The following is an 18332-nucleotide window of genomic DNA, read 5'->3' on the forward strand; positions in this document are numbered from 1 at the left end:
CCCCGTCCGTCCTGCACGAGGAGCCCGCCCATGTCCCAGGCCGCCCGCCCGCCCGACCCCGACGACCCGCGGCGGGGCATGCAGCCGCGGCCCAAGCGCGGCCGGGCGGTGCTCCTCGGGACCTTCCTCGGCCTGATCGTCCTGGTGTTCGCCTTCATCCTCCTGGTCAGCCAGTGCGGCACGGGGGACGACGACGAGGTGTACGAGGACGACCCGGCCGGCGCCCCGGCGAGCGTCAGCGTGGTGCTCGACGACCCCCTCCCGGCCCCGCTTCCGACCTGACCCGCGCGGGGGAGGCTGCGGCGCGTCCTCCTGACCTGCGCGTTCGCCGTGTGTGAGGGTGCCCGTCGGACCGCGTGCCATCCCGGCGCCGGTCGGAGCACCGAGGAGCACGTGATGACGAACCCGGGACAGCCCGGCACCCCGCCGCCGGCAGGGGGCCCGCAGCCCGGCCGGCCCGTTCCGCCGCAGGACACCCCGCAGCCGGGGAGCTGGCAGCCGCCCGCCGGTGACCAGCCCGGGCAGCCCGGCGCGTGGGGTCAGCCCCAGCCCGGCCAGCAGGGGTACGGCCAGCCCGGTCAGCCGGCGTTCGGTCAGCCGGCGTTCGGTCAGCCGCAGCCCGGTCAGCCGCAGCCCGGTCAGCCGCAGCCCGGTCAGCCGCAGCCCGGTCAGCCCGCGTTCGGCCAGCCCGGCGCCCCGGGGCAGTTCGGTCCCGGCCAGCCCGGTCAGCCGGGGCCCTTCGGCGGCCCCGCGCCGGCCGGCAAGCCCGGCAAGGGCAAGAAGATCGGCAGCGTCGTCGCCGCGGTCGCCGTCGCCGGCGGCCTCGCCGCGTTCCGCTTCATCGACTTCGGCGCCCCCGAGGTCGGCGACTGCGTGCAGCGCACCAGCGGCACGGACGTCGACGTCGTCGACTGCGACGACTCGGCGGCCGAGCTGCGGGTGGTCGGCATCGAGGAGGAGGAGCAGACGGAGAGCGAGTACCTCGCCGACCCCGACACCTGCATCGACTTCGCCTCGGCCACCGACGCCCTCTGGTACGGCAGCACCGGCGACGAGGGCACGGTCTACTGCCTCGAGCCGGTCGCCTGATCCGGCCTGCACACGACGAGCGCCCCGCCGGCCCGGCCGGCGGGGCGCTCGCGCGTTCTCAGCGCTCGAGCAGGGCGAACGTCGCGACGGCGTGGGCCAGCGCCTTCCCCTCCTGCTCGACGTCGGCCTCGCAGATGGTCAGGTGCTCGCCGCGGGTGCGCACCCGCCCGCGCACCTCGAGCGGGCCGGGCCTCCCCGGGCGCAGGTAGGTGACGGTGAGCTGGCTGGTCGCGGGCACCTCGCCGTCGCCGGTCGTGCTGCGCACCGCCTGGCCCATGACCGTGTCCACCAGCGTCGCGACGACGCCGCCGTGCAGCGTGCCCGCCGGGTTCAGGTGCTCGTCGCGGACCTCGAACGCCAGCGTCGCGGCGCCGTCGGCGGCGTCCTGCACCGTCGCCCCGAGGCGTCCGGCGAACCCGCCGGGGATCCCGTCGTCTGCCATGCGACGCGCGGTACCCGCCCGCCGGACAGCCACGCTCGCGGAACCCCACGGGCGGCACACCCACGGCTAGGGTCCGCCGCCGTGTCGACGCGGCGGAGGACCGGGATCTGGCTGGCGGCGGCGGTCGTGGTGGTGGCGCTGGCCGCCGTCACGCTCGTCTGGTTCCAGCCGCAGAAGCTCTTCTACGACGAGCGGGTGGACGAGAGCCTGCCGTCGGCGGCCGCGGAGGAGACCCCGGAGACCGGCGACGGCGGGGGAGCGGTGATCACCGTGGCGCCGCCCGGGCCGGTCGACCTCGCCTCCGGCACGTTCGTCTCCCGCGAGCACGAGACCGTCGGCACCGCGCGGGTCGTGCGGCTCCCCGACGGGCAGGTCGTCGTCCGGCTGGAGGGCTTCGAGACCTCCAACGGCCCGGCGCTGTACGTGTACCTGTCGCAGAACCCGGCCACCGGCGAGGAGGCCGCCTTCGACGAGGAGTTCGTCGACCTCGGGCCGCTCAAGGGCAACGTCGGCGACCAGAACTACGCCGTGCCCGCGGGGGTCGACGCGACCGGCTGGACGAGCGTCGTCATCTGGTGCGACCGGTTCGACGCCGCGTTCGGCGCCGCCGACCTGGGGCCGGCGACGGCGGCCTGAGCGCGGGTCAGGCCGGCTCGCGGCGCATCGGCACGTGCGGGATCCCGTCCTCGACGTAGCCGGGGCCGCTGAGCCGGAAGCCGAAGCGCTCGTACCAGCCCTGCAGGTGCGCCTGTGCGCCCAGCGTGATCGGGGCGCCGTCGCACAGCTCGATCCCGGCCTCGATCAGCCGCGCGGCCAGCCCCCGCCCGCGCGCGGTGGCGGCGGTGGCGACCCGGCCGATCGCCCGGGTCGCGCCGTCGTCGAGGACGCGGATGGTGGCCAGCACCTCGCCGTCCTCCTCGAACCACAGGTGCCGCGTGGCCGGCTCGGTGTCCCGGCCGTCGAGCTCGGGGTACGGGCACTCCTGCTCGACGACGAAGACGTCGACCCGCAACCGGCAGAGGGCGTAGACCTCGAACGGGGTGAGCTCGGCGAAGGGGGCGGTGCGGAGGGTCGGCTGCGAGGCGGGCACCTCCCCGTTGTAGCCGACGTCAGTTCCGGGTGCGGTAGCGGCGCATCGTCAGCGGGCCGAGGACGGCGACCAGCGCGGCCGCCCACACCAGCACGAGGACGACGTCGGAGCCGGCGACCGCGCCGTGCACCAGCCCGCGCACCGCGCTGACCAGGTGGCTGACCGGGTTGACCTCGACCACGGCCTCCAGCCAGCCCGGCATCGTGGCGGGGTCGACGAAGATGTTGCTGCCGAACGTCAGCGGCGTGATGACCAGCATGCTCCAGCCCATGACCGCGTTCGGCGTGCGCACGACCAGCGCGAGGTAGGTCCAGATCCAGCCGAGCGCGAAGGCGAACACCAGCAGCAGCGCCACGGCCGCGAGCACCCCGCCCGGCCCGCCCCGCGGCCGGAACCCGAGCGCGAGGCCCAGGCCGATGACCACCGCCGAGGCGAGGGTGAACCGGACGACGTCGCCGAGCAGCGCGCCGACCAGCGCGCTGGGCCGCCAGACCGGCAGCGAGCGGATGCGGTCGAAGACGCCCTTCTCGATGTCTGTGTTGAGCGCCACCCCGGTGTACATCGTGATCATGAGGATGCTCTGCACGAGGATCCCGGGCAGGAAGAACTGCAGGTAGCGGTCGACCGAGCCGGCCAGGGCGCCGCCGAACAGGTACGTGAAGATCAGCGTGAGCATCACCGGGAAGACGGTGACGTCGAACAGCTGCTCGGGGACGTACTTGATCCGCAGCAGCGTGCGCCGGCCGAAGGTCGCCGACGCCGCCAGCGGCCTCTGCGGCCGCGGGCGCTCCCCCGAGCCGAGGGCGGCGAGGACCGCGTCGGTGTCCGGGGCCGCGACCTCGGCGGGGGCGGTCGTGGCCGGCGGGCTGTCGAGGGTGGTCATCGCGGGTCCTCCGGATCGGGGGCGGACGGAGCGGCGGTCCCGGCGGGCCGGCCGGTCAGGGCGAGGAAGACCTCGTCGAGGCTCGGCTGCCCGAGGGCGAACTGGGCCAGCGGGATGCCGGCGGCCTCCAGCTCGGTGAGCGCCCGGGCGGCCGGCCCGGCGTCGGGCACGGAGGCGGTGAGGGCCGCCGGGTCGCCGTCCTCGGTCACCGGCACGGCCAGCACCCGCTCGAGCAGCTCGCGGGCCGCCCCCCGGCGGGCCGGGTCGCCGACCCGCACGTTCAGCGTGCCCGACCCCACCGACGCTTTCAGCGCGCCCGGCGTGCCCTCGGCGATGACACGGCCGGCGTCGATGACGGAGATGCGGTCGGCGAGCTGGTCGGCCTCGTCGAGGTACTGGGTGGTGAGCAGCACCGTCGTCCCGCCGCGGACCAGGGCCCGCACGACGTCCCACACCTGGGTGCGGCTGCGCGGGTCCAGGCCGGTGGTCGGCTCGTCGAGGAAGATCAGGTCGGGCCGGACGACGATGCTCGCGGCGATGTCGATCCGCCGCCGCATGCCGCCGGAGTAGTTCTTCACCTGCTTGCCCGCGGCCTCGGTGAGACCGAACGCCGACAGCAGCTGGTCGGTGCGCTGGCGGGCGGCGGCCCGCGAGTAGCCGAGCAGCCGGGCGAGCAGCAGCAGGTTCTCCGCGCCGCTGAGCACCTCGTCCAGGGAGGCGAACTGGCCGGTCAGGCTCACCCGAGCGCGGACGGCGTCGGCGTCGGTGACGACGTCGTGGCCGAACACCCGGGCGGTGCCGCCGTCGGGCGGGAGCAGGGTCGCCAGCATCCGGATCGTCGTCGTCTTGCCGGCCCCGTTGGGGCCCAGGAAGCCGTGGACGCCGCCCTGCGGGATCAGCAGGTCGACCCCGGCGACCGCCGTCGTGGTGCCGAACCGCTTGACCAGCCCCACGGCCTCGATCGCCGGGACCCCGTCGCCCCCGGCCGCCTGCCCACCGGCCGGCGCCGCATCACCGACGTACGCCGTCACGTGCCCCACCCCCTGCTCCCGAGTCGGGTGCCCGCACGGTCCCGCGCGGGTCTGACGCCTTGACCGGGCAGGGGGCGCGGACTCATCGGTCCCCGGCCTCGTCGGCGCTTCTGGTTAGGTGTGCCTACCCTGGCTGTCGAGATCAGCCGTGCACGTCTCCTGGAGGACCCGTGACCACGCCCGGGCGGGCGACCGCCGCCGTTCTGACCGCCGTCTGCCTGTCCGGCGCGCTGGCCGCCTGCGGGAGCGCCGGTGCGTCGGACGCGGAGACGCTCACGGTGTACAGCGCCCAGCACGAGAGCCTGGTGCGCACGATGCTCGAGGGCTTCACCGAGGAGACCGGCATCGAGGTGGAGTTCCGCGACGGCAACGACGCGGAGCTGGCCAACCAGATCGTGCAGGAGGGCGACGCCTCGCCCGCCGACGTCTTCCTCACCGAGAACAGCCCCTCGGTCGCCGTCCTCGACCGGGAGGGGCTGCTCGCGCCGCTGGACCGGGCCACGCTCGACCAGGTCGGCGAGCGGTTCCGGCCGTCCTCGGGGACCTGGACCGGCTTCGCCGCCCGCTCGACCGTGCTGGTGTACGACCCCACCGCGCTGCCGGAGGACCAGCTGCCGGCGTCGATCCTGGACCTGGCCGACCCGGCGTGGGCCGGCCGCATCGGCATCGCGGCCGGCGGTGCGGACTTCCAGGCGATCGTCGCCGCGGTGCTGGCGCTGCGCGGCGAGGACGCCACCCGGGCGTGGCTGGAGGGGCTCGAGCGCAACGCCGGCGTCTACCAGAGCAACACCGCCGTCATGGTGGCCGCCGACGAGGGCGAGATCGACGCCGGCGTCATGTACCACTACTACTGGTACCGCGACCAGGCCGAGGGCGGCCTCAAGGGCGACGACGCCCGGCTGCACTTCTTCGGCGGGCAGGACCCGGGCGCCTTCCTCAGCGTCTCCGGGGCCGGCGTCCTCGCCTCCTCCGACCAGCCCGAGGACGCCCAGCGGCTGGTCGCCTGGCTGACCGGACGGGAGGCGCAGGAGCGGCTGGCCGAGAGCACCGCCCTGGAGTACGCGGTCGGCACCGGGGTCGCCTCCGCCGAGGCGCTGCCCCCGCTGGACACCCTCGACGCGCCCGCGGTCGACCCCGGCTCCCTCGACCAGGAGCGGGTCACCGAGCTCATGCAGGAGGTGGGCCTGCTCTGAGCACCTCCCCGGCTCCGGCCCCGGCCCGTCCGCGCCCCGCGACGCCCACCCCTCCGGCGTCGCGGGGCCGTCGCGCGCCCCGGGCCCGGCGCGCGCCGGTGACGGTGGCGCTGGCCGTGGCCGTGGCGGCGCTCGCGCTGCTGCCCCTGGCGCACATCGCGGTGGCCGTCGTGGAGGTCGGCTGGAGCGGCGTCGCGGAGCTGCTGTTCCGGCGCCGCGTGGCCGACCTGCTGGGCAACACCCTCCGGCTGGTCGCCGGCACGGTGGTGGTCTGCGTCGTGCTCGGCGTGGGAGCGGCCTGGCTGGTGGAGCGCACCTCCCTGCCCGGACGCCGGGTGTGGCACGTGCTGATGGTCGCGCCGCTGGCCCTGCCGGCGTTCGTCACCAGCTCGGCGTGGATCTCCCTGCTGCCCGGGCTCGACACGTACGGCGGCGCGCTGCTGGTCGTCTCGCTCGCCTACTTCCCGTTCGTGTACCTGCCCGCGGTCGCCGCCCTCCGCGGCACCGACCCGGCACTGGAGGAGACCGCGCGGGGCCTGGGCCTGTCGGGCTGGGCGGTGTTCCGGCGGGTGCAGCTGCCCCAGTTGCGGGTCGCGGTGCTCGGCGGGGCGCTGCTCGTCGCCCTGCACGTGCTGGCCGAGTTCGGCGCCCTGGCGATGCTCCGCTACCCGACCTTCACCACGGCGGTCTACGACCAGTACCGCGCCACCTTCAACGGGCCGGCCGCCACCGTGCTCGCCGGCGTCCTCGTGCTGCTGTGCCTGGTGCTGCTGGTCGCCGAGATCCGGCTGCGCGGCGCCCGCGGCTACGCACGCACCGGGGCCGGCGTCGCTCGCCGGCCGCGCCCGGTCCGGCTCGGGCTGCTCACCTGGCCGGCGCTGCTGGTCCTCGCCGCGGTGGTGGGGCTCTCGCTGGTCGTCCCCGTCGCCGCGCTGGTGTCCTGGTTCCTCACCGGCACCTCGGCACGGGTCGACTGGGCGGCCCTGGCCACCACCACCGGCACGACGCTCGCGCTGGCCACCGCGGCCGCGGCCGTCACCACCGCACTCGCCCTGCCGACCGGCTGGCTCGCGGTGCGCCGCCGCGGGCCGCTGGCCACCCTGCTCGAGCGCACCACCTACCTGGGCAGCGCCGTGCCGGCGATCGTCGTCGCGCTGGCGCTGGTCACGGTGAGCATCCGGGTGCTGCCGGCGGTCTACCAGACCGTCCCGGTGCTGCTGGCCGCCTACGCGATCCTCTTCCTGCCCCGGGCGATCGTCACGGTGCGCGCGGCGGTGGAGCAGTCACCGCCGGTGCACGACGACGTCGCGGCCTCCCTGGGCGTCTCGGCGCCCGCCCGGCTGTGGCGGGTGACCCTCCCGCTGCTGGCCCCCGGGATCGGCGCGGGCGCGGCGCTGGTGTTCCTCGCGGTCGTCACCGAGCTCACCGCCACGCTGCTGCTGGCCCCGACCGGCACCGAGACGCTGGCGACGGCGTTCTGGTCGGCCAGCAGCGCGCTGGAGTACGGCGCCGCCGCGCCCTACGCCGTCGTCATGGTCCTGCTCTCGGCACCGGCCACGGTGCTGCTCTCCCGAGACGTCCGACGAGGTCTGACCACATGAGCGCGCTGACCGTCACCGGCCTGGCGAAGTCCTACGGCCGCACCCCCGTGCTCACCGGGGTGGACCTGCACGTCCCCACCGGGACGATGACCGCGCTGCTGGGCCCCTCCGGCTGCGGGAAGACGACGCTGCTGCGCATCGTCGCCGGGTTCGACGACCCCGACGCCGGCACCGTCGAGCTCGGCGGCCGCGTGGTGGCCGGCGCAGGCCAGGGGGTGCCCGCCCGCCGGCGCGGCATCGGCTTCGTCCCGCAGGAGGGCGGGCTGTTCCCGCACCTGAGCGTGGCGGGCAACGTCGCCTTCGGCCTGCCCCGCCGGCTGCGCCGCGACCGGACGCGGATCGCCGGGCTGCTGGCCCTCGTCGGCCTCGACGCCGCGCTCGCCGACCGCGCGCCGCACCAGCTCTCCGGCGGCCAGCAGCAGCGGGTGGCGCTGGCCCGGGCCCTGGCGCCCGAGCCGTCGCTGGTGCTGCTCGACGAGCCGTTCTCGTCCCTCGACGCCGCGCTGCGGGAGGACACCCGGCGGGCCGTCGTCGAGGCGCTGCGAGCCACCGGCGCGACCGCCGTGCTGGTCACGCACGACCAGGCCGAGGCGCTGTCGACCGCCGACCAGGTGGCGGTCCTGCGCGGCGGGACGCTCGCCCAGCTGGCCGATCCGCGCACGCTCTACCGCGAGCCGCGCGACCTGGACGTGGCCGCCTTCGTCGGGGAGGCCGTGGTGCTCGACGGCGTCGCCGCGGGGGGCCGCGTGGCCTCCGAGCTCGGTGAGCTGGCGCTGGGCCGGCCCTGTCCGGACGGCCCGGTCCGGGTGATGCTGCGGCCCGAGCAGCTGCGGCTGACGGCCGGTCCGGGCGCCCGGGTGCGCGGCGTCGACTTCTACGGCCACGACGCCCGCGTCGAGCTGGAGCTGCCCTCGGGCCGGCGGGTGAGCGCGCGCACCGAGGGCGGGGACCTGCCGCTCCCCGGCGCGGAGGTGACCGTCACCGTGCACGGCCCGGCAGCGCCGTTCCCGGCGGACCGGATCCCGCCCTCGCCGTCGCGCGAGCAGGCCCCGGCGCCCGCCTGACCCTGGACGTCTGCTGTGGGTTAGGTGTGCCTAAGCTCACCGCGTGGACCTGTTCCTCTTCACCGTGGACGCCGCCTGGGGGCGTGACGTCGTCGCGGCCGGTGCGGCCGGGATCGTCGTCGACTGGGAGCGCCGCGGGAAGCACCGCCGGCAGGCCGGCGAGGGCACCCAGATCAACGCCGACACCCTCGCGGACCTCGTGCGCGTGCGCGCGGCCACCGACGGGCGGCTGCTGTGCCGGATCAACGCCGCAGGCCCGTGGACGGCGCGCGAGGTGGCCGACGCGGTGGCGGCGGGCGCCGACGAGGTCCTGCTGCCCATGGTCCGCACGGCCGAGGAGGTCGACCGCACGCTGGACCTGGTCGCCGGCCGCTGCGGGCTGGGCATCCTGGTCGAGACGCAGGACGCCGTCGACCGGGTGGCCGAGCTGGCCCGGCGTCCGCTGTCGCGGATCTACGTCGGGCTCAACGACCTGCGCATCGACCGGCGGTCGCGGGAGCTGTTCCGGCCGCTGGTCGACGGGACCGTCGAGGCCGTGCGCGCCGCCGTCCCGGTGCCCTTCGGCGTCGGCGGACTGACCCTGCCCGGCGGCGGGTTCCCGGTCCCCGGGGACCTGCTGGCCGCCGAGCTGCTGCGGTTGCGCACCGACTTCACCTTCCTGCGGCGCTCGTTCACCGCGGACATGGCCGGGCGCGACCCCTTCGTGGAGGTGCCGCGCCTGCGCGCCGCGCTGGCCGGGCTGTCCGCCGCGGATCCGCTCGCCGTGGCCGAGCGCCGGGCGGGGTTCGTGGCGGCGGTGGAGGCCGCCGCGGTCGACCTCCCGGTCGCGCTGCCCGCGTGAGCGGCCGGGCGCTGGTCACCGGCGCCGGCGGCTTCGTCGGGCGGCACCTGGTGGCGCGGCTGCGGGCCGACGGCTGGGACGTCACCGGACTGACCCGCGCCGCCGTCGACCTCGCCGACCCGGTCGCCGCGGCGGCCGCGGTCAGGGCCGCCGATCCCGACGTCGTCTTCTCCCTGGCGGCCGGACGGGCCAAGGCGACGCCGGCGGAGCGGGCCGCCACGGTCACGGTCAACACCAGCCCCTGGCTGGTGGACGCGCTGCCCGACCGCTGCCGTGCCGTCGTGCGGCTCGGCTCGTCGACCGAGTACGCGGCCGGCCCGGCGCCGCTGACCGAGGACGCCCCGCTGCGGCCGCGCGGGTTCTTCGGCGCCACCAAGGCGGCCGGGTCGCTGCTGCTGCAGGCGGCCGCCGCGGAGCGCGGCGTGCGGGCGGCGGTGCTGCGCGCGTTCCAGGTCTACGGACCGGGCGACCACCCGACCCGGCTGGTGCCGGTGGTGCTCGCCGCCGCCCGCACCGGCGCGACCGTGCCGCTGCCGGCCGGGGTCAGCCGGCGGGACTGGGTGTGGGTCGGCGACGTCGTCGACGCCTGCGTGCGGGCCGCGGCCGACGACACCCTGCCGCCGGGCGCGGTGGTGAACGTCGGGACCGGTGTGCAGACCGACGTCACGGAACTGGTCGCGACCGCGGAGCGGGTCACCGGCCGGCCGATCGCGACCGCGCCGGGCGCGCACCCGGGCCGGCACTGGGACACCGCCGACTGGGCGTGCGACCCGGGCGCCGCCCGCGCGCTGCTCGGCTGGACGCCGACGGTCGACCTGGCGGAGGGGCTCGCGCGGACGTGGGCGGCGGAGTGAGCCCGCCCCGCGTGGCCGTCGTCGTCCCGGTGTACGGCAACGAGGCGACCCTGCGGCCGCTGGCGCAGCGGCTGGCCGCGGCGCTGGCCGGGCGGGACTGGCGGCTGCGGCTGGTGGTCGACGCCTCGCCCGACGGCAGCCTGGCGGTCGCCCGGGAGCTGGCGGCCGACCCGCGGGTGGGGGTCACCGCGCTGGAGGTCAACGTCGGCCAGCACCGGGCGCTGGCCACCGGGCTGGCCGCGGAGGACGCCGACGTGTGGGTGTGCCTCGACGCCGACCTGCAGGACCCGCCGGAGGCGGTGCCGGTGCTGCTCGACCGGCTGGCCCGGGGCGACGTCGGCGCGGTCTTCGCGGGGCGCCGGGGCCGCTACGAGTCGCCGGTGCGCCGGCTGACCGGCGAGCTGCACCGGCGGGTCGCCGCGCGCCTCACCGGCCTGCCTCCCGACGCCGGCGCGTTCCTCGCGCTCGGGCCCGCGGTCCGCGACGCCGTCGTCGCGGCCGTGCTGGCCGGCGACGCGCCCAGCGTCGTGCTCGCCGCCGGGCTGCCCGGCGCCCCGCTGACCAGCGTGCCGGTCGCGCGCGATCGCCGGCCGGAGGGCACCTCCGCGTGGACCGCCCGCGCCCGGCTGCGGCAGTCGCTGCGGTCGCTGGCGTGGGCCGCGACGCGCGGGGTCAGCGCTCCCAGAGCTGGACGACCAGGTCGGTCTTCACGGCCGGGAACTCCTCGGTCCGGCTCAGCGACAGGCCGGCGTCGCTGAGGACCGCGTCGTCGTCGGTGGGCACCGGCTCGCCGTCGATTAGGCGTCGCACCAGCCAGACCCGGCCGGCACCGGCGGGGGCGTCCTCGGGCGGCAGGACGACGTCGGGGCGCAGCCGCGGGCCCAGCGTCCGCACGAAGTGGTCGAGCCCGAGCGCCGCGCGCTGGTCGGCGGCCACCACCGGCTCGCCCGCCCGCTGCTCCCGCAGCAGGAACGCGACGACGTCGTCCGACCGCTCCCGCGGGTCCCGCGTGGCGAGCGGCGCGCTCGCCACCAGCGACAGGCCCACCAGGACCGCGGCCACCGGCGCCCGCGCGCCCCGGGGGAGGGCGGTGACCCCGGCCGCGGCGAGCACGCCGAGCCCGATCAGCCCGGCCAGCAGGTAGCGGGGCAGGTAGACCGGCCGGACGGTCTCGGCGGCCAGCAGGAGCAGCAGCGGCACCAGCACCCAGCAGACGCCGACCACCCGGATCCCCGCGCCGCGCAGCGCGCCCACCACGGCCAACCCGACGGTGAGGTACAGCAGCGGCGTGCGCCCGCCGGCCCACGCCTCGACGGCCAGGTTCGCCAGGGTGCCGCCGGTGTCGCGCAGGTGCTCGGCGTTGCGCGCGCCGGTGCCGTTGAGCAGGTTGACGCCGACCAGGCCGGCGGCCGGCAGGGCGGCGAGGGTCCCGACGACGGCGACCCGCAGCGCCGCGCGGCCGCGGAGCAGCAGGGCCGCGGCGACGAACGCGGCCAGCACCGTCACCGCGTACCAGTGCATGAGGCCCATGCCGGCGCCGGCGAGGCCGAACAGCAGCAGCCCGCGCCCGGTCTGCAGCCAGCGGGTCAGGCCGAGCAGCGCGCCGCCGGTGGCCAGGACGGCCAGGCCGTAGCTGCGCGCCTCCACGGCCTGCTCGAGCAGCAGCGGCGCGGCGGCGGGCACCAGGCCGGCCAGCACCCCGGCCGCCCGCCCGGCCAGCCGGGTGACCGCCCGGGTGACCAGCGCGAGCCCGCCGGCGGTGGCCAGCACGGACAGCACCCGCAGCGACGTGTCCCCGCCCGGCCCCGGCAGCGACACCCACAGGTGCACGACGAGGTAGTAGGGCGCGTTGTAGGAGGGCGGGACGTCGGCGAGGTAGCCGGTCACGCCCTCGCCGGTGACGACCGCCCGCAGGATGTCGGCCAGCGGGCGGCGGGCGACCTCGGCGGTGAACGCCTCGTCGAACCAGAGCCCGTGCCCGGGGGCCAGCAGGACGCCGCACAGCAGGGTGAGCGCCGCCGGCGGGAGCAGTTCGACGGGGGACCAGCGGAGGGGGCCGCGGACCGGTCGCGGCGGGGCGTCCGTCGTCACCGCCGTCTGCACGGGACGCCAGCCTAGGGGAGCGGCGCCGCGGACCGTCGGTGCCGGCGGTCAGGATGCGCGGGTGACCGCCCCCGACCCGACGACCGGTCCCGGGCCCGCACCCGTGCCGTCGTCGGAGGTGGTGGCGGCGCGCTTCCGGCGGCAGGGCCGGCGCGACACCGCCCTCGAGCTGGCGGTGCGGCGGCGGCTGCACGCCCGCGGCGTCCGCTACCGCGTCGACGTCCGGCCCCGGCCCCGTCCAGAGGCTCGCCCCGAGCTTGCGAGGGGTGAGGGGGACGGGGTCCTTACCGGCTGCTTCTGGCACGGCTGCCCCGAGTGCGGGCACCTGCCGAGGGCCAACCGCGACTGGTGGGCGGCGAAGCTCGCGGGCAACGTGGCGCGCGACCGCCGGGCCGACGCGGTCCTCACCGGACTCGGCTGGCGGGTGCTGCGGTTCTGGGAGCACGAGGACCCGGACGACGTCGCCGACGCGGTGTGCGCCGCCCTGGGCAGGTCGGCTCGGCCGGGCGGGTGAACACCGGTGGCCCACTCCGGGACCCGACGTGGGCCGCCCGGGTTCGACGGTCGGTCGCGACGGCCGTGCGCCCCCGGCGGGTCAGTCGTGGGCGGGGCCGCTGCGTGCCCGCTGGACGGCCGGGCTGCCGATCCACAGCCAGCCGAGCAGCAGCGCCACGACGCCGCCGGTGATCAGCGCCTGCGGGAGGGCGAAGAGGAAGTCGACCACCAGCACCACCGCCGAGACGATCGCGACGGCGAGCACGCACAGGCCGAGGAAGGCGTTGCGGTTGCTGCGCCGCAGCAGGTCCTCCTTGTCGTGCTGGCGGAACAGCGCCCGGTGCTGCGCCGCTGGGGCGATCAGCAGGGCGGTGGCCACCACGGCGGCGACCAGCGTCACGAAGTAGACGTCGCGCTGGAAGTCGGTCGCGCGGGACGTCGCCTGCTGGAACGGCACGATGAGCAGGAAGGCGAAGAGGAACTGCACCCCCGGCAGCGCCACGCGCAGCTCGTTGAGCAGCTCCATCAGCTCGCGGTCGATCCGCTCGGCGCGGCTCTCCCGCCGCCCGTCGTCCGCGCCGTCCATCCCGTGCTGCGCGGGGACCGGCCGGGCGTCCCGTCGTGCCCGCTGACCAGAGCCCGTCGTCGTCATCGTCGCGTGCTCCCTCCGTGACAGGCCGCCCCGTGGATCTCGTGATCCCGGCCGTTTCCAGGCCGTGTACCCGGCGGACGCCCGGTGATCACCTGCTGGTCACCCGAACGGCCGACGGAGGGAGCTGCGCGGGGTAGGGGAGGGGCATGTCGATGTGGGAGCCGATGACACCGAACCGGTACCGCCCGGACGACGAGGTCGCCGCCGCCGACCCGGGCGCCGGCGCACCGCCGCCGGCCGAGGGGTTCGGCGTCGGCGGCGAGGAGCCCGACCGCCCCGAGGAGGCCGGTACGTCGCCCGCGGACGCCGAGGGGCAGGCCACGGTCTTCCGCACGCCCGACCCCGGCGACGTCCGGCGGGGGACGGACGCCGGCTAGAGCAGCGGGCTGGGCGCCGTCGCGGGGCCCTCGTCGGGCTGATCGGGCTCGCGCAGGTCGTGCACGGCGCGCACCCGGTGGGCGGGGTAGACGTCGATGCTGCCCTCGGAGGTCTCCACGTAGCACCAGCCCTCGGTGAACAGGACGTGGCAGCGCTCGTGCACCTCGCGCGCCGTCGGGAGCCCGCCGGGCTCGGTGATCTCGACGCGCGCGGCCCGGTGCCACTGCCCGGGCCTGACCCTCCGGAAGTCCATGGCGGTCACCGTGGCACCGGCCGGGCGGCGCGGCCAGCCGTGCGCCGGGCGTCTCGTACCGTCGAGGGCGTGGACATGACCGTGCTGCCCCCGCGGACCCCCGACGAGCTCGATGCCATGCGCGAGGCCGGGCGCGCGGTGGCGCGGACGCTGGCCGCGGTGCGGGCGGCGGCGGTCCCCGGTGTGCGGCTGCGCGAGCTCGACGACCTCGCCAAGACGACGATGTACGAGGCGGGCGCGACGTCGTCGTTCCTCGGCTACAAGCCGGCGTGGGCGCCGACGGCCTACAACGGCGTGCTGTGCCTGTCGCCCAACGAGGTCGTCGTGCACGGCCGGCCCAGCGGCCAGCGGCTGAAGGACGGCGACCTGCTCAGCGTCGACTGCGGCACCGTCGTCGACGGCTGGAACGGCGACGCCGCGATCTCGCTGCTGGTGGGGGAGCAGGCCTCCGACGACGACGCGCGGCTGGTCACCGCGACCGAGGAGGCGCTGGCCGCGGGCATCGCCGCAGCGGTGCCGGGCGCGACGCTGCAGGACGTCGCCCGCGCCGTCGACGACGTCGCCCGGCGGTACGGCTACGCGCACCTGCCCGACCACGGCGGGCACGGCATCGGCCGCTCGATGCACGAGCCGCCGTTCGTGCCCAACCGGCCCTCCGCCGGCCTGGACCGGGTGCGCCTGCACGCCGGCAGCACCCTGGCGATCGAGCCGATGCTGCTGGCCGGGGGTGACCGCTACAAGCACAAGAAGGACGGCTGGGCGGTGGTCACCGCCGACGGCCGGCGCGCCGCGCACGTGGAGCACACCGTCGCGGTCACCGACGACGGCCCGGTGGTGCTCACCGCTCCCTGAGGTCAGCGGCGCCGGCGCCAGGTCATCGCCCGGCGGACCGCGCGCCGCTGTGCCGCGGCCAGCGGGGGCGGCGCCCACGACGCCGTCGGCGGCTGCAGGGCGGTGCCCAGCTCCACGCGCAGCAGGTCCAGGGCGTCGAGCAGGGCGCCGTGCTGCGACCAGGCGGCGGGGTCGGCCCGGGGGTCGACGAGCAGCGCCTCCGCGAGCCGGGCGCGCAGCGCGAGCAGCGTCTCCAGGCAGGCGGGGTCGATGCCGGCGGCCGGCCCAGTGCCGACCGCCACGGCCGCGACGTCGCGCAGGGTGGTCGCGACGGCGCCCAGCAGGTCGGCCAGCGCCTCCCGCGCCGGTCGCGACCACGCCCGGTCCGCGTCGTCCTCGGGCAGGAAGTAGGTGCGGTCCAGCAGCACGCGGGCGACGTTGCGCAGGGTGACGTGCACCCGCTCGAGGGCGGTCAGCGTGTTCCGCAGCCGCGGCTGGGCCTCCCGCGCCGCCCGCCCGCGCGGGTTGAGGCGGGCGCTCTCCTCGGTGCGGGCGAGCCGGCGGTCGGCGCGGGCCACCTCCGTGCTCACCGCGCGGGCGCGGGCCAGCAGCTCGTCGGTAAGGCGGCGCGACCACGGGCCGCGCAGCGCCGCGGCGAGGTCCTCGCAGAACCCGGCCATGCGCTCGGCGAGCTCGGCGATCGCCTCGCCGGCGGGCTGGACGTAGAGCGGCGGCGCGACCGCCAGGTTCACCAGCACCCCCACCGCCGCGCCGATCAGCGTCTCGTTCACGCGGTCCAGCGCCGCGCTCTCCGCCCCGCCGACGGCCAGCACGAGCATCGCGCTGATGGGCACCTCGGCCAGGTGCGGCCCCAGCCGCAGCAGCCGGCCGACGACCAGGGAGAGCCCGACGACCAGCCCGAGGCTCCACCAGGACAGGCCGACGACGGAGGCGAACAGCGCCGCGATCAGGACGCCGGCGGTGACGCTGGCGATCCGCTCCCAGCCGGTCGCCAGCGTCTCGTACATGGTCAGCTGCACGACCAGCAGCGCGGTCAGCGGCGCGAGGACCGGCGAGCTGCTGGTGTCCAGCCAGGTCGCGATCTGGAACGCCAGCACCGCGGCGAGCACGGTCTTGCCGGTGCGCAGCCCGGGGGTGCGCCCGCGCCGGACGAGCTGGGGCAGCCGGCGGGGCAGGGCGTGCGGTCCCGTCACGGGGGTCGGTGTGCCCGCGCACCGGGCCCGGACACGCGCCGGCCGCCGTCCGCGGGGTGCGGACGGCGGCCGGGGACGGGCGGGGTCAGCCGAGGCCGAGCGCGGTCGTGGCCCGGTCGACCAGGGAGAAGTGGCCGACCGCCCAGAAGACCAGCGCCGCGCCCGCGAGCCCGCCGACGGTCACCACCGCGGAGCTGACCGGGTGCTGCCTGGCGTGCTGCCACGCCGCGACCGCCTTGCGGCGGAAGGCGGCGAAGAACCGCCGCGCCCAGTCGAACTCCGTCGACCACACCCACAGCCCGACCAGGATCGGCGGGATCGTGAGCGGCCCGGGGAGCACCGTGAGCGCGAGGCCGAGCAGCACGAACAGCAGTCCGGCGACGAACACCGCGACCCGGTACGCCAGGTGCACCGGCGGGTTCTGCCGGATGCGGGCGCGCCACGAGTCCGGGGGGACCTCCCGGGGCCGGCCGAGGCCGTCGGTGCAGTCGGGGCAGACCGTGGCGCCGTGGCCGCCGGGGGACCGGTCGGCCACGGTGTTGCCGGAGAACGTCGTCGTGCGGGTGTCGGTCCGGGACACGGGTCCCCTTCCGGGTCGGTGCGGGCGGTGCGGGCGGTGGGTCGGGGCCGCGGTCAGCGGCGGGCGACGCCCTTCGCGACCTCGCCGGGCCGCTGCTGCTCGCCTGCGTAGGAGCTGACGGCGACCAGCGCGCCGGTCAGGGCCGGGATGACCCACTGCAGCGAGTCCAGCTGCTGCTGCGCGTGGGCGATCTCCGCCTTGGTGCGCTTGGTCGGCTTGGTGCCGGACTTCGCCGACGGGTTGTCCTGGCTGTTGACGACCTGGCCCAGCGAGCGGCTGTAGGCGGTGACGCCCAGCGCGGCGGCGGTGAGCAGGGTCTTGACGGCGGACATGCCCGCCACGCCCTCCTGCTGGGCCACCCGGCCGCGGTTGCCGATGAGCTGGCCGACGCTGCCCACCAGGTGCGCGCCGATGGCCAGCGCGTTGACCGGCGTCCACCGGTTCCAGCCGGTGTTGGCGACCCGGCCGGCGTCCCCGCCGGCGTCCGCTGCGGCGGCGTTGAGGGCCACGGCGTTGGCCAGCGTGCCGCCGAACCAGGCGGACAGGCCGAGGTCGTGCAGGGCGCGGGACAGGGTGTTGCGGGCCATCGGGACTCTCCTGGAGGGGAAGGGGTCGGGAGACCGCCCCCTACCCGCTCCGCCGGAGGCCATGCCCGGTGTCGACAAGTGGATCGTGCACGACCCGCTGGGGCGTCAGGTCCCGTAGCGGACCGCGGCGCGGGCGCGCGCCTTGGCCGCCTCGACCTCCCGGTCCTTCGGTGGCGCCGTCGTCACCAGGGACCCCAGCAGCCGGGTGGACGCGGCGGCGACCTCCTCGACGGCGCGCTCGAAGGCCTCGGCGTTGACCCGGGACGGGTGCGTGGACCCGCTGATCTTGCGGACGTACTGCAGCGCCGCGGCCCGGACCTCGTCCTCGGTGGCCGGCGGCTCGAAGTTCGACAGGGGGCGGATGTTGCGGCACATGCGGCGGAGCGTATGGCCGGGGTACGACCGGGGGCCCCGGTCCGCGACCGGGGCCCCGCGGTGGTGAGGGACGGGAGCGGGCCCCGTCCAGAGGCTCGCCGCGAGCCTGCGAGCGGTGAGGGGGACGGGGTCCTCTCAGAAGCCGGCCCGGTCGACCCGGCGGTGGTAGCGGGTGCCGAGCTTGCCGCCGAGCAGGGCGCCGACCAGCGTAGCGACCAGGACCGCCGCCAGCGTGACGATCCCGGCGGTGGTCGCGGTGCCCTCGTCGATCGGGATGCGCGGCAGGTTCAGCTGCTGGAGCACGTTGTACTGGGCGCCCAGCACCGTCCCGGCCACGGCCAGCAGCACGACGACGAGCAGCCCGACCAGCCACACCGCCAGCCCCTGCCGGGCGCCGTCGAAGCGGGCCATCCGCCCGGCCACGTAGCCACCGGCGAGATAGGCCAGGAACAGGACGGCCAGCAGCGCGATCCCGCCCGCGACGCCGAGGGCGCTGGTCGGGTCGGACGGGACGTCCTCGACGCCGTCGACCTCGGCGAGGCTGAGCCCCACCCCGGCGGCGGCCAGCAGCGCGACGAGGACGACGGCGAGCCCGTTGGCCGACAGCCAGCCGAAGAACGCCGCTCCCCACTTGATCCCGCCGAAGCGGTCCCGCTGCGCGTCGATCGCGTCGCGGGCGGCGCCGCGGGTCGCGTGCGCGCCCTCAATGGTCGCCGTCGCGTCGTGGTCGTGGTGGGTACGGTCGGTGCTCGCCATCGGACCTCCTCGTCGTGGGG

The 18332-nt window shown here is 76.9% G+C and carries 24 protein-coding genes; 12 read left to right on the forward strand and 12 right to left on the reverse strand.

Annotated features, from left to right (window positions below):
* Nucleotides 1–30: 30 nt before the first annotated feature.
* Together ACI79B_RS08830 and ACI79B_RS08835 are read left to right on the forward strand one after the other, a co-directional pair.
* Nucleotides 31–282, forward strand: coding sequence for a hypothetical protein (locus ACI79B_RS08830; RefSeq protein WP_456926907.1), 252 nt, complete (start codon nt 31–33; stop codon nt 280–282).
* A gap of 114 nt (nt 283–396) precedes the next feature.
* A complete protein-coding gene (locus ACI79B_RS08835) occupies nt 397–1089 on the forward strand; it encodes an LppU/SCO3897 family protein (protein ID WP_456926908.1) in 693 nt (230 codons plus the stop codon).
* Nucleotides 1090–1147: 58 nt separating this feature from the next.
* On the opposite strand, the gene ACI79B_RS08840 is transcribed toward ACI79B_RS08835, so the two are convergent.
* Complete coding sequence (locus ACI79B_RS08840; RefSeq protein WP_456926909.1) at nt 1148–1531, reverse strand: PaaI family thioesterase; 384 nt, start codon at nt 1529–1531, stop codon at nt 1148–1150.
* An 81-nt stretch (nt 1532–1612) separates the two neighbouring features.
* Here ACI79B_RS08840 and ACI79B_RS08845 point away from each other — a divergent pair, with 81 nt between their 5' ends.
* Nucleotides 1613–2167, forward strand: coding sequence for a DM13 domain-containing protein (locus ACI79B_RS08845; RefSeq protein WP_456926910.1), 555 nt, complete (start codon nt 1613–1615; stop codon nt 2165–2167).
* A 7-nt stretch (nt 2168–2174) separates the two neighbouring features.
* Here ACI79B_RS08845 and ACI79B_RS08850 read toward each other — a convergent pair whose 3' ends face one another.
* The 3 genes from ACI79B_RS08850 to ACI79B_RS08860 are packed head-to-tail and all read right to left on the reverse strand — an operon-like array spanning nt 2175 to nt 4535.
* A complete protein-coding gene (locus ACI79B_RS08850; RefSeq protein WP_456926911.1) occupies nt 2175–2621 on the reverse strand; it encodes a GNAT family N-acetyltransferase in 447 nt (148 codons plus the stop codon).
* 19 nt (nt 2622–2640) lie between these two features.
* Nucleotides 2641–3504 carry an ABC transporter permease gene (locus ACI79B_RS08855; RefSeq protein ID WP_456926912.1) on the reverse strand — a complete coding sequence of 288 codons (864 nt, stop codon included), beginning with the start codon at nt 3502–3504 and terminating at the stop codon, nt 2641–2643.
* A complete protein-coding gene (locus tag ACI79B_RS08860) occupies nt 3501–4535 on the reverse strand; it encodes an ATP-binding cassette domain-containing protein (protein WP_456926913.1) in 1035 nt (344 codons plus the stop codon). Before ACI79B_RS08860 ends, ACI79B_RS08855 begins: the two co-directional genes overlap by 4 nt.
* Nucleotides 4536–4705: 170 nt before the next feature.
* Between ACI79B_RS08860 and ACI79B_RS08865 the strand changes: the two genes are divergently transcribed.
* From ACI79B_RS08865 to ACI79B_RS08890, 6 genes are all read left to right on the forward strand, one after another.
* Nucleotides 4706–5728: an iron ABC transporter substrate-binding protein gene (locus ACI79B_RS08865; protein ID WP_456926914.1), complete on the forward strand. Its 1023-nt coding sequence runs from the start codon at nt 4706–4708 to the stop codon at nt 5726–5728.
* 98 nt (nt 5729–5826) lie between these two features.
* Nucleotides 5827–7329: an ABC transporter permease gene (locus tag ACI79B_RS08870; RefSeq protein ID WP_456926915.1), complete on the forward strand. Its 1503-nt coding sequence runs from the start codon at nt 5827–5829 to the stop codon at nt 7327–7329.
* Nucleotides 7326–8393: an ABC transporter ATP-binding protein gene (locus tag ACI79B_RS08875; protein WP_456926916.1), complete on the forward strand. Its 1068-nt coding sequence runs from the start codon at nt 7326–7328 to the stop codon at nt 8391–8393. The genes ACI79B_RS08870 and ACI79B_RS08875 overlap by 4 nt, the downstream gene beginning before the upstream one ends.
* A 43-nt stretch (nt 8394–8436) precedes the next feature.
* Nucleotides 8437–9234, forward strand: coding sequence for an aldolase/citrate lyase family protein (locus ACI79B_RS08880; protein WP_456926917.1), 798 nt, complete (start codon nt 8437–8439; stop codon nt 9232–9234).
* A complete protein-coding gene (locus ACI79B_RS08885; protein WP_456926918.1) occupies nt 9231–10088 on the forward strand; it encodes an NAD-dependent epimerase/dehydratase family protein in 858 nt (285 codons plus the stop codon). Before ACI79B_RS08880 ends, ACI79B_RS08885 begins: the two co-directional genes overlap by 4 nt.
* On the forward strand, nt 10085–10846 hold the full coding sequence (locus ACI79B_RS08890) for a glycosyltransferase (RefSeq protein WP_456926919.1): 762 nt from the start codon (nt 10085–10087) through the stop codon (nt 10844–10846). The genes ACI79B_RS08885 and ACI79B_RS08890 overlap by 4 nt, the downstream gene beginning before the upstream one ends.
* Here the strand turns inward: ACI79B_RS08890 and ACI79B_RS08895 are convergent.
* Nucleotides 10761–12191 carry a hypothetical protein gene (locus tag ACI79B_RS08895; protein ID WP_456926920.1) on the reverse strand — a complete coding sequence of 477 codons (1431 nt, stop codon included), beginning with the start codon at nt 12189–12191 and terminating at the stop codon, nt 10761–10763. The two genes, ACI79B_RS08890 and ACI79B_RS08895, sit on opposite strands and share 86 nt — an antisense overlap.
* Nucleotides 12192–12252: 61 nt before the next feature.
* Here ACI79B_RS08895 and ACI79B_RS08900 point away from each other — a divergent pair, with 61 nt between their 5' ends.
* A complete protein-coding gene (locus ACI79B_RS08900; protein ID WP_456926921.1) occupies nt 12253–12705 on the forward strand; it encodes a very short patch repair endonuclease in 453 nt (150 codons plus the stop codon).
* A gap of 81 nt (nt 12706–12786) precedes the next feature.
* Here the strand turns inward: ACI79B_RS08900 and ACI79B_RS08905 are convergent, their stop codons facing one another.
* Entirely contained in the window at nt 12787–13338 is a 552-nt protein-coding gene (locus ACI79B_RS08905) for a DUF6328 family protein (RefSeq protein WP_456926922.1), read from the reverse strand.
* A gap of 164 nt (nt 13339–13502) precedes the next feature.
* On the opposite strand from ACI79B_RS08905, the gene ACI79B_RS08910 reads away from it, so the two are divergent.
* Nucleotides 13503–13715: a hypothetical protein gene (locus ACI79B_RS08910; RefSeq protein ID WP_456926923.1), complete on the forward strand. Its 213-nt coding sequence runs from the start codon at nt 13503–13505 to the stop codon at nt 13713–13715.
* Here the strand turns inward: ACI79B_RS08910 and ACI79B_RS08915 are convergent.
* The gene (locus ACI79B_RS08915; RefSeq protein WP_456926924.1) at nt 13712–13969 is read right to left on the reverse strand and encodes a hypothetical protein; all 258 of its coding nucleotides are present in this window, start codon (nt 13967–13969) and stop codon (nt 13712–13714) included. The two genes, ACI79B_RS08910 and ACI79B_RS08915, sit on opposite strands and share 4 nt — an antisense overlap.
* 75 nt (nt 13970–14044) lie before the next feature.
* Between ACI79B_RS08915 and map the strand changes: the two genes are divergently transcribed.
* A complete protein-coding gene (gene map / locus ACI79B_RS08920) occupies nt 14045–14821 on the forward strand; it encodes a type I methionyl aminopeptidase (RefSeq protein WP_456927102.1) in 777 nt (258 codons plus the stop codon).
* Nucleotides 14822–14823: 2 nt separating this feature from the next.
* Here the strand turns inward: map and ACI79B_RS08925 are convergent, their stop codons facing one another.
* From ACI79B_RS08925 to ACI79B_RS08945, 5 genes are all read right to left on the reverse strand, one after another.
* Nucleotides 14824–16014, reverse strand: coding sequence for an FUSC family protein (locus ACI79B_RS08925; protein WP_456926925.1), 1191 nt, complete (start codon nt 16012–16014; stop codon nt 14824–14826).
* A gap of 85 nt (nt 16015–16099) precedes the next feature.
* Entirely contained in the window at nt 16100–16594 is a 495-nt protein-coding gene (locus tag ACI79B_RS08930; RefSeq protein WP_456926926.1) for a PGPGW domain-containing protein, read from the reverse strand.
* Between the two features lie 53 nt (nt 16595–16647).
* Complete coding sequence (locus ACI79B_RS08935; protein ID WP_456926927.1) at nt 16648–17181, reverse strand: hypothetical protein; 534 nt, start codon at nt 17179–17181, stop codon at nt 16648–16650.
* A gap of 105 nt (nt 17182–17286) precedes the next feature.
* Nucleotides 17287–17556: a DUF2277 domain-containing protein gene (locus ACI79B_RS08940; RefSeq protein ID WP_456926928.1), complete on the reverse strand. Its 270-nt coding sequence runs from the start codon at nt 17554–17556 to the stop codon at nt 17287–17289.
* A 135-nt stretch (nt 17557–17691) separates the two neighbouring features.
* Nucleotides 17692–18312 carry a hypothetical protein gene (locus ACI79B_RS08945; RefSeq protein ID WP_456926929.1) on the reverse strand — a complete coding sequence of 207 codons (621 nt, stop codon included), beginning with the start codon at nt 18310–18312 and terminating at the stop codon, nt 17692–17694.
* Nucleotides 18313–18332: the final 20 nt, after the last annotated feature.

It is taken from the genome of Geodermatophilus sp. SYSU D00879 (assembly GCF_054050375.1).

What these genes read in the sequence shown, in the direction of transcription:
- map (WP_456927102.1), top strand. Translation starts at nt 14,045, where the DNA reads ATGACCGTGCTGCCCCCGCGGACCCCCGACGAGCTCGATGCCATGCGC.
- ACI79B_RS08915 (WP_456926924.1), bottom strand. Translation starts at nt 13,969, where the DNA reads ATGGACTTCCGGAGGGTCAGGCCCGGGCAGTGGCACCGGGCCGCGCGC.
- ACI79B_RS08875 (WP_456926916.1), top strand. Translation starts at nt 7,326, where the DNA reads ATGAGCGCGCTGACCGTCACCGGCCTGGCGAAGTCCTACGGCCGCACC.
- ACI79B_RS08935 (WP_456926927.1), bottom strand. Translation starts at nt 17,181, where the DNA reads ATGGCCCGCAACACCCTGTCCCGCGCCCTGCACGACCTCGGCCTGTCC.
- ACI79B_RS08940 (WP_456926928.1), bottom strand. Translation starts at nt 17,556, where the DNA reads ATGTGCCGCAACATCCGCCCCCTGTCGAACTTCGAGCCGCCGGCCACC.
- ACI79B_RS08910 (WP_456926923.1), top strand. Translation starts at nt 13,503, where the DNA reads ATGACACCGAACCGGTACCGCCCGGACGACGAGGTCGCCGCCGCCGAC.
- ACI79B_RS08830 (WP_456926907.1), top strand. Translation starts at nt 31, where the DNA reads ATGTCCCAGGCCGCCCGCCCGCCCGACCCCGACGACCCGCGGCGGGGC.
- ACI79B_RS08905 (WP_456926922.1), bottom strand. Translation starts at nt 13,338, where the DNA reads ATGACGACGACGGGCTCTGGTCAGCGGGCACGACGGGACGCCCGGCCG.
- ACI79B_RS08840 (WP_456926909.1), bottom strand. Translation starts at nt 1,531, where the DNA reads ATGGCAGACGACGGGATCCCCGGCGGGTTCGCCGGACGCCTCGGGGCG.
- ACI79B_RS08945 (WP_456926929.1), bottom strand. Translation starts at nt 18,312, where the DNA reads ATGGCGAGCACCGACCGTACCCACCACGACCACGACGCGACGGCGACC.
- ACI79B_RS08835 (WP_456926908.1), top strand. Translation starts at nt 397, where the DNA reads ATGACGAACCCGGGACAGCCCGGCACCCCGCCGCCGGCAGGGGGCCCG.
- ACI79B_RS08855 (WP_456926912.1), bottom strand. Translation starts at nt 3,504, where the DNA reads ATGACCACCCTCGACAGCCCGCCGGCCACGACCGCCCCCGCCGAGGTC.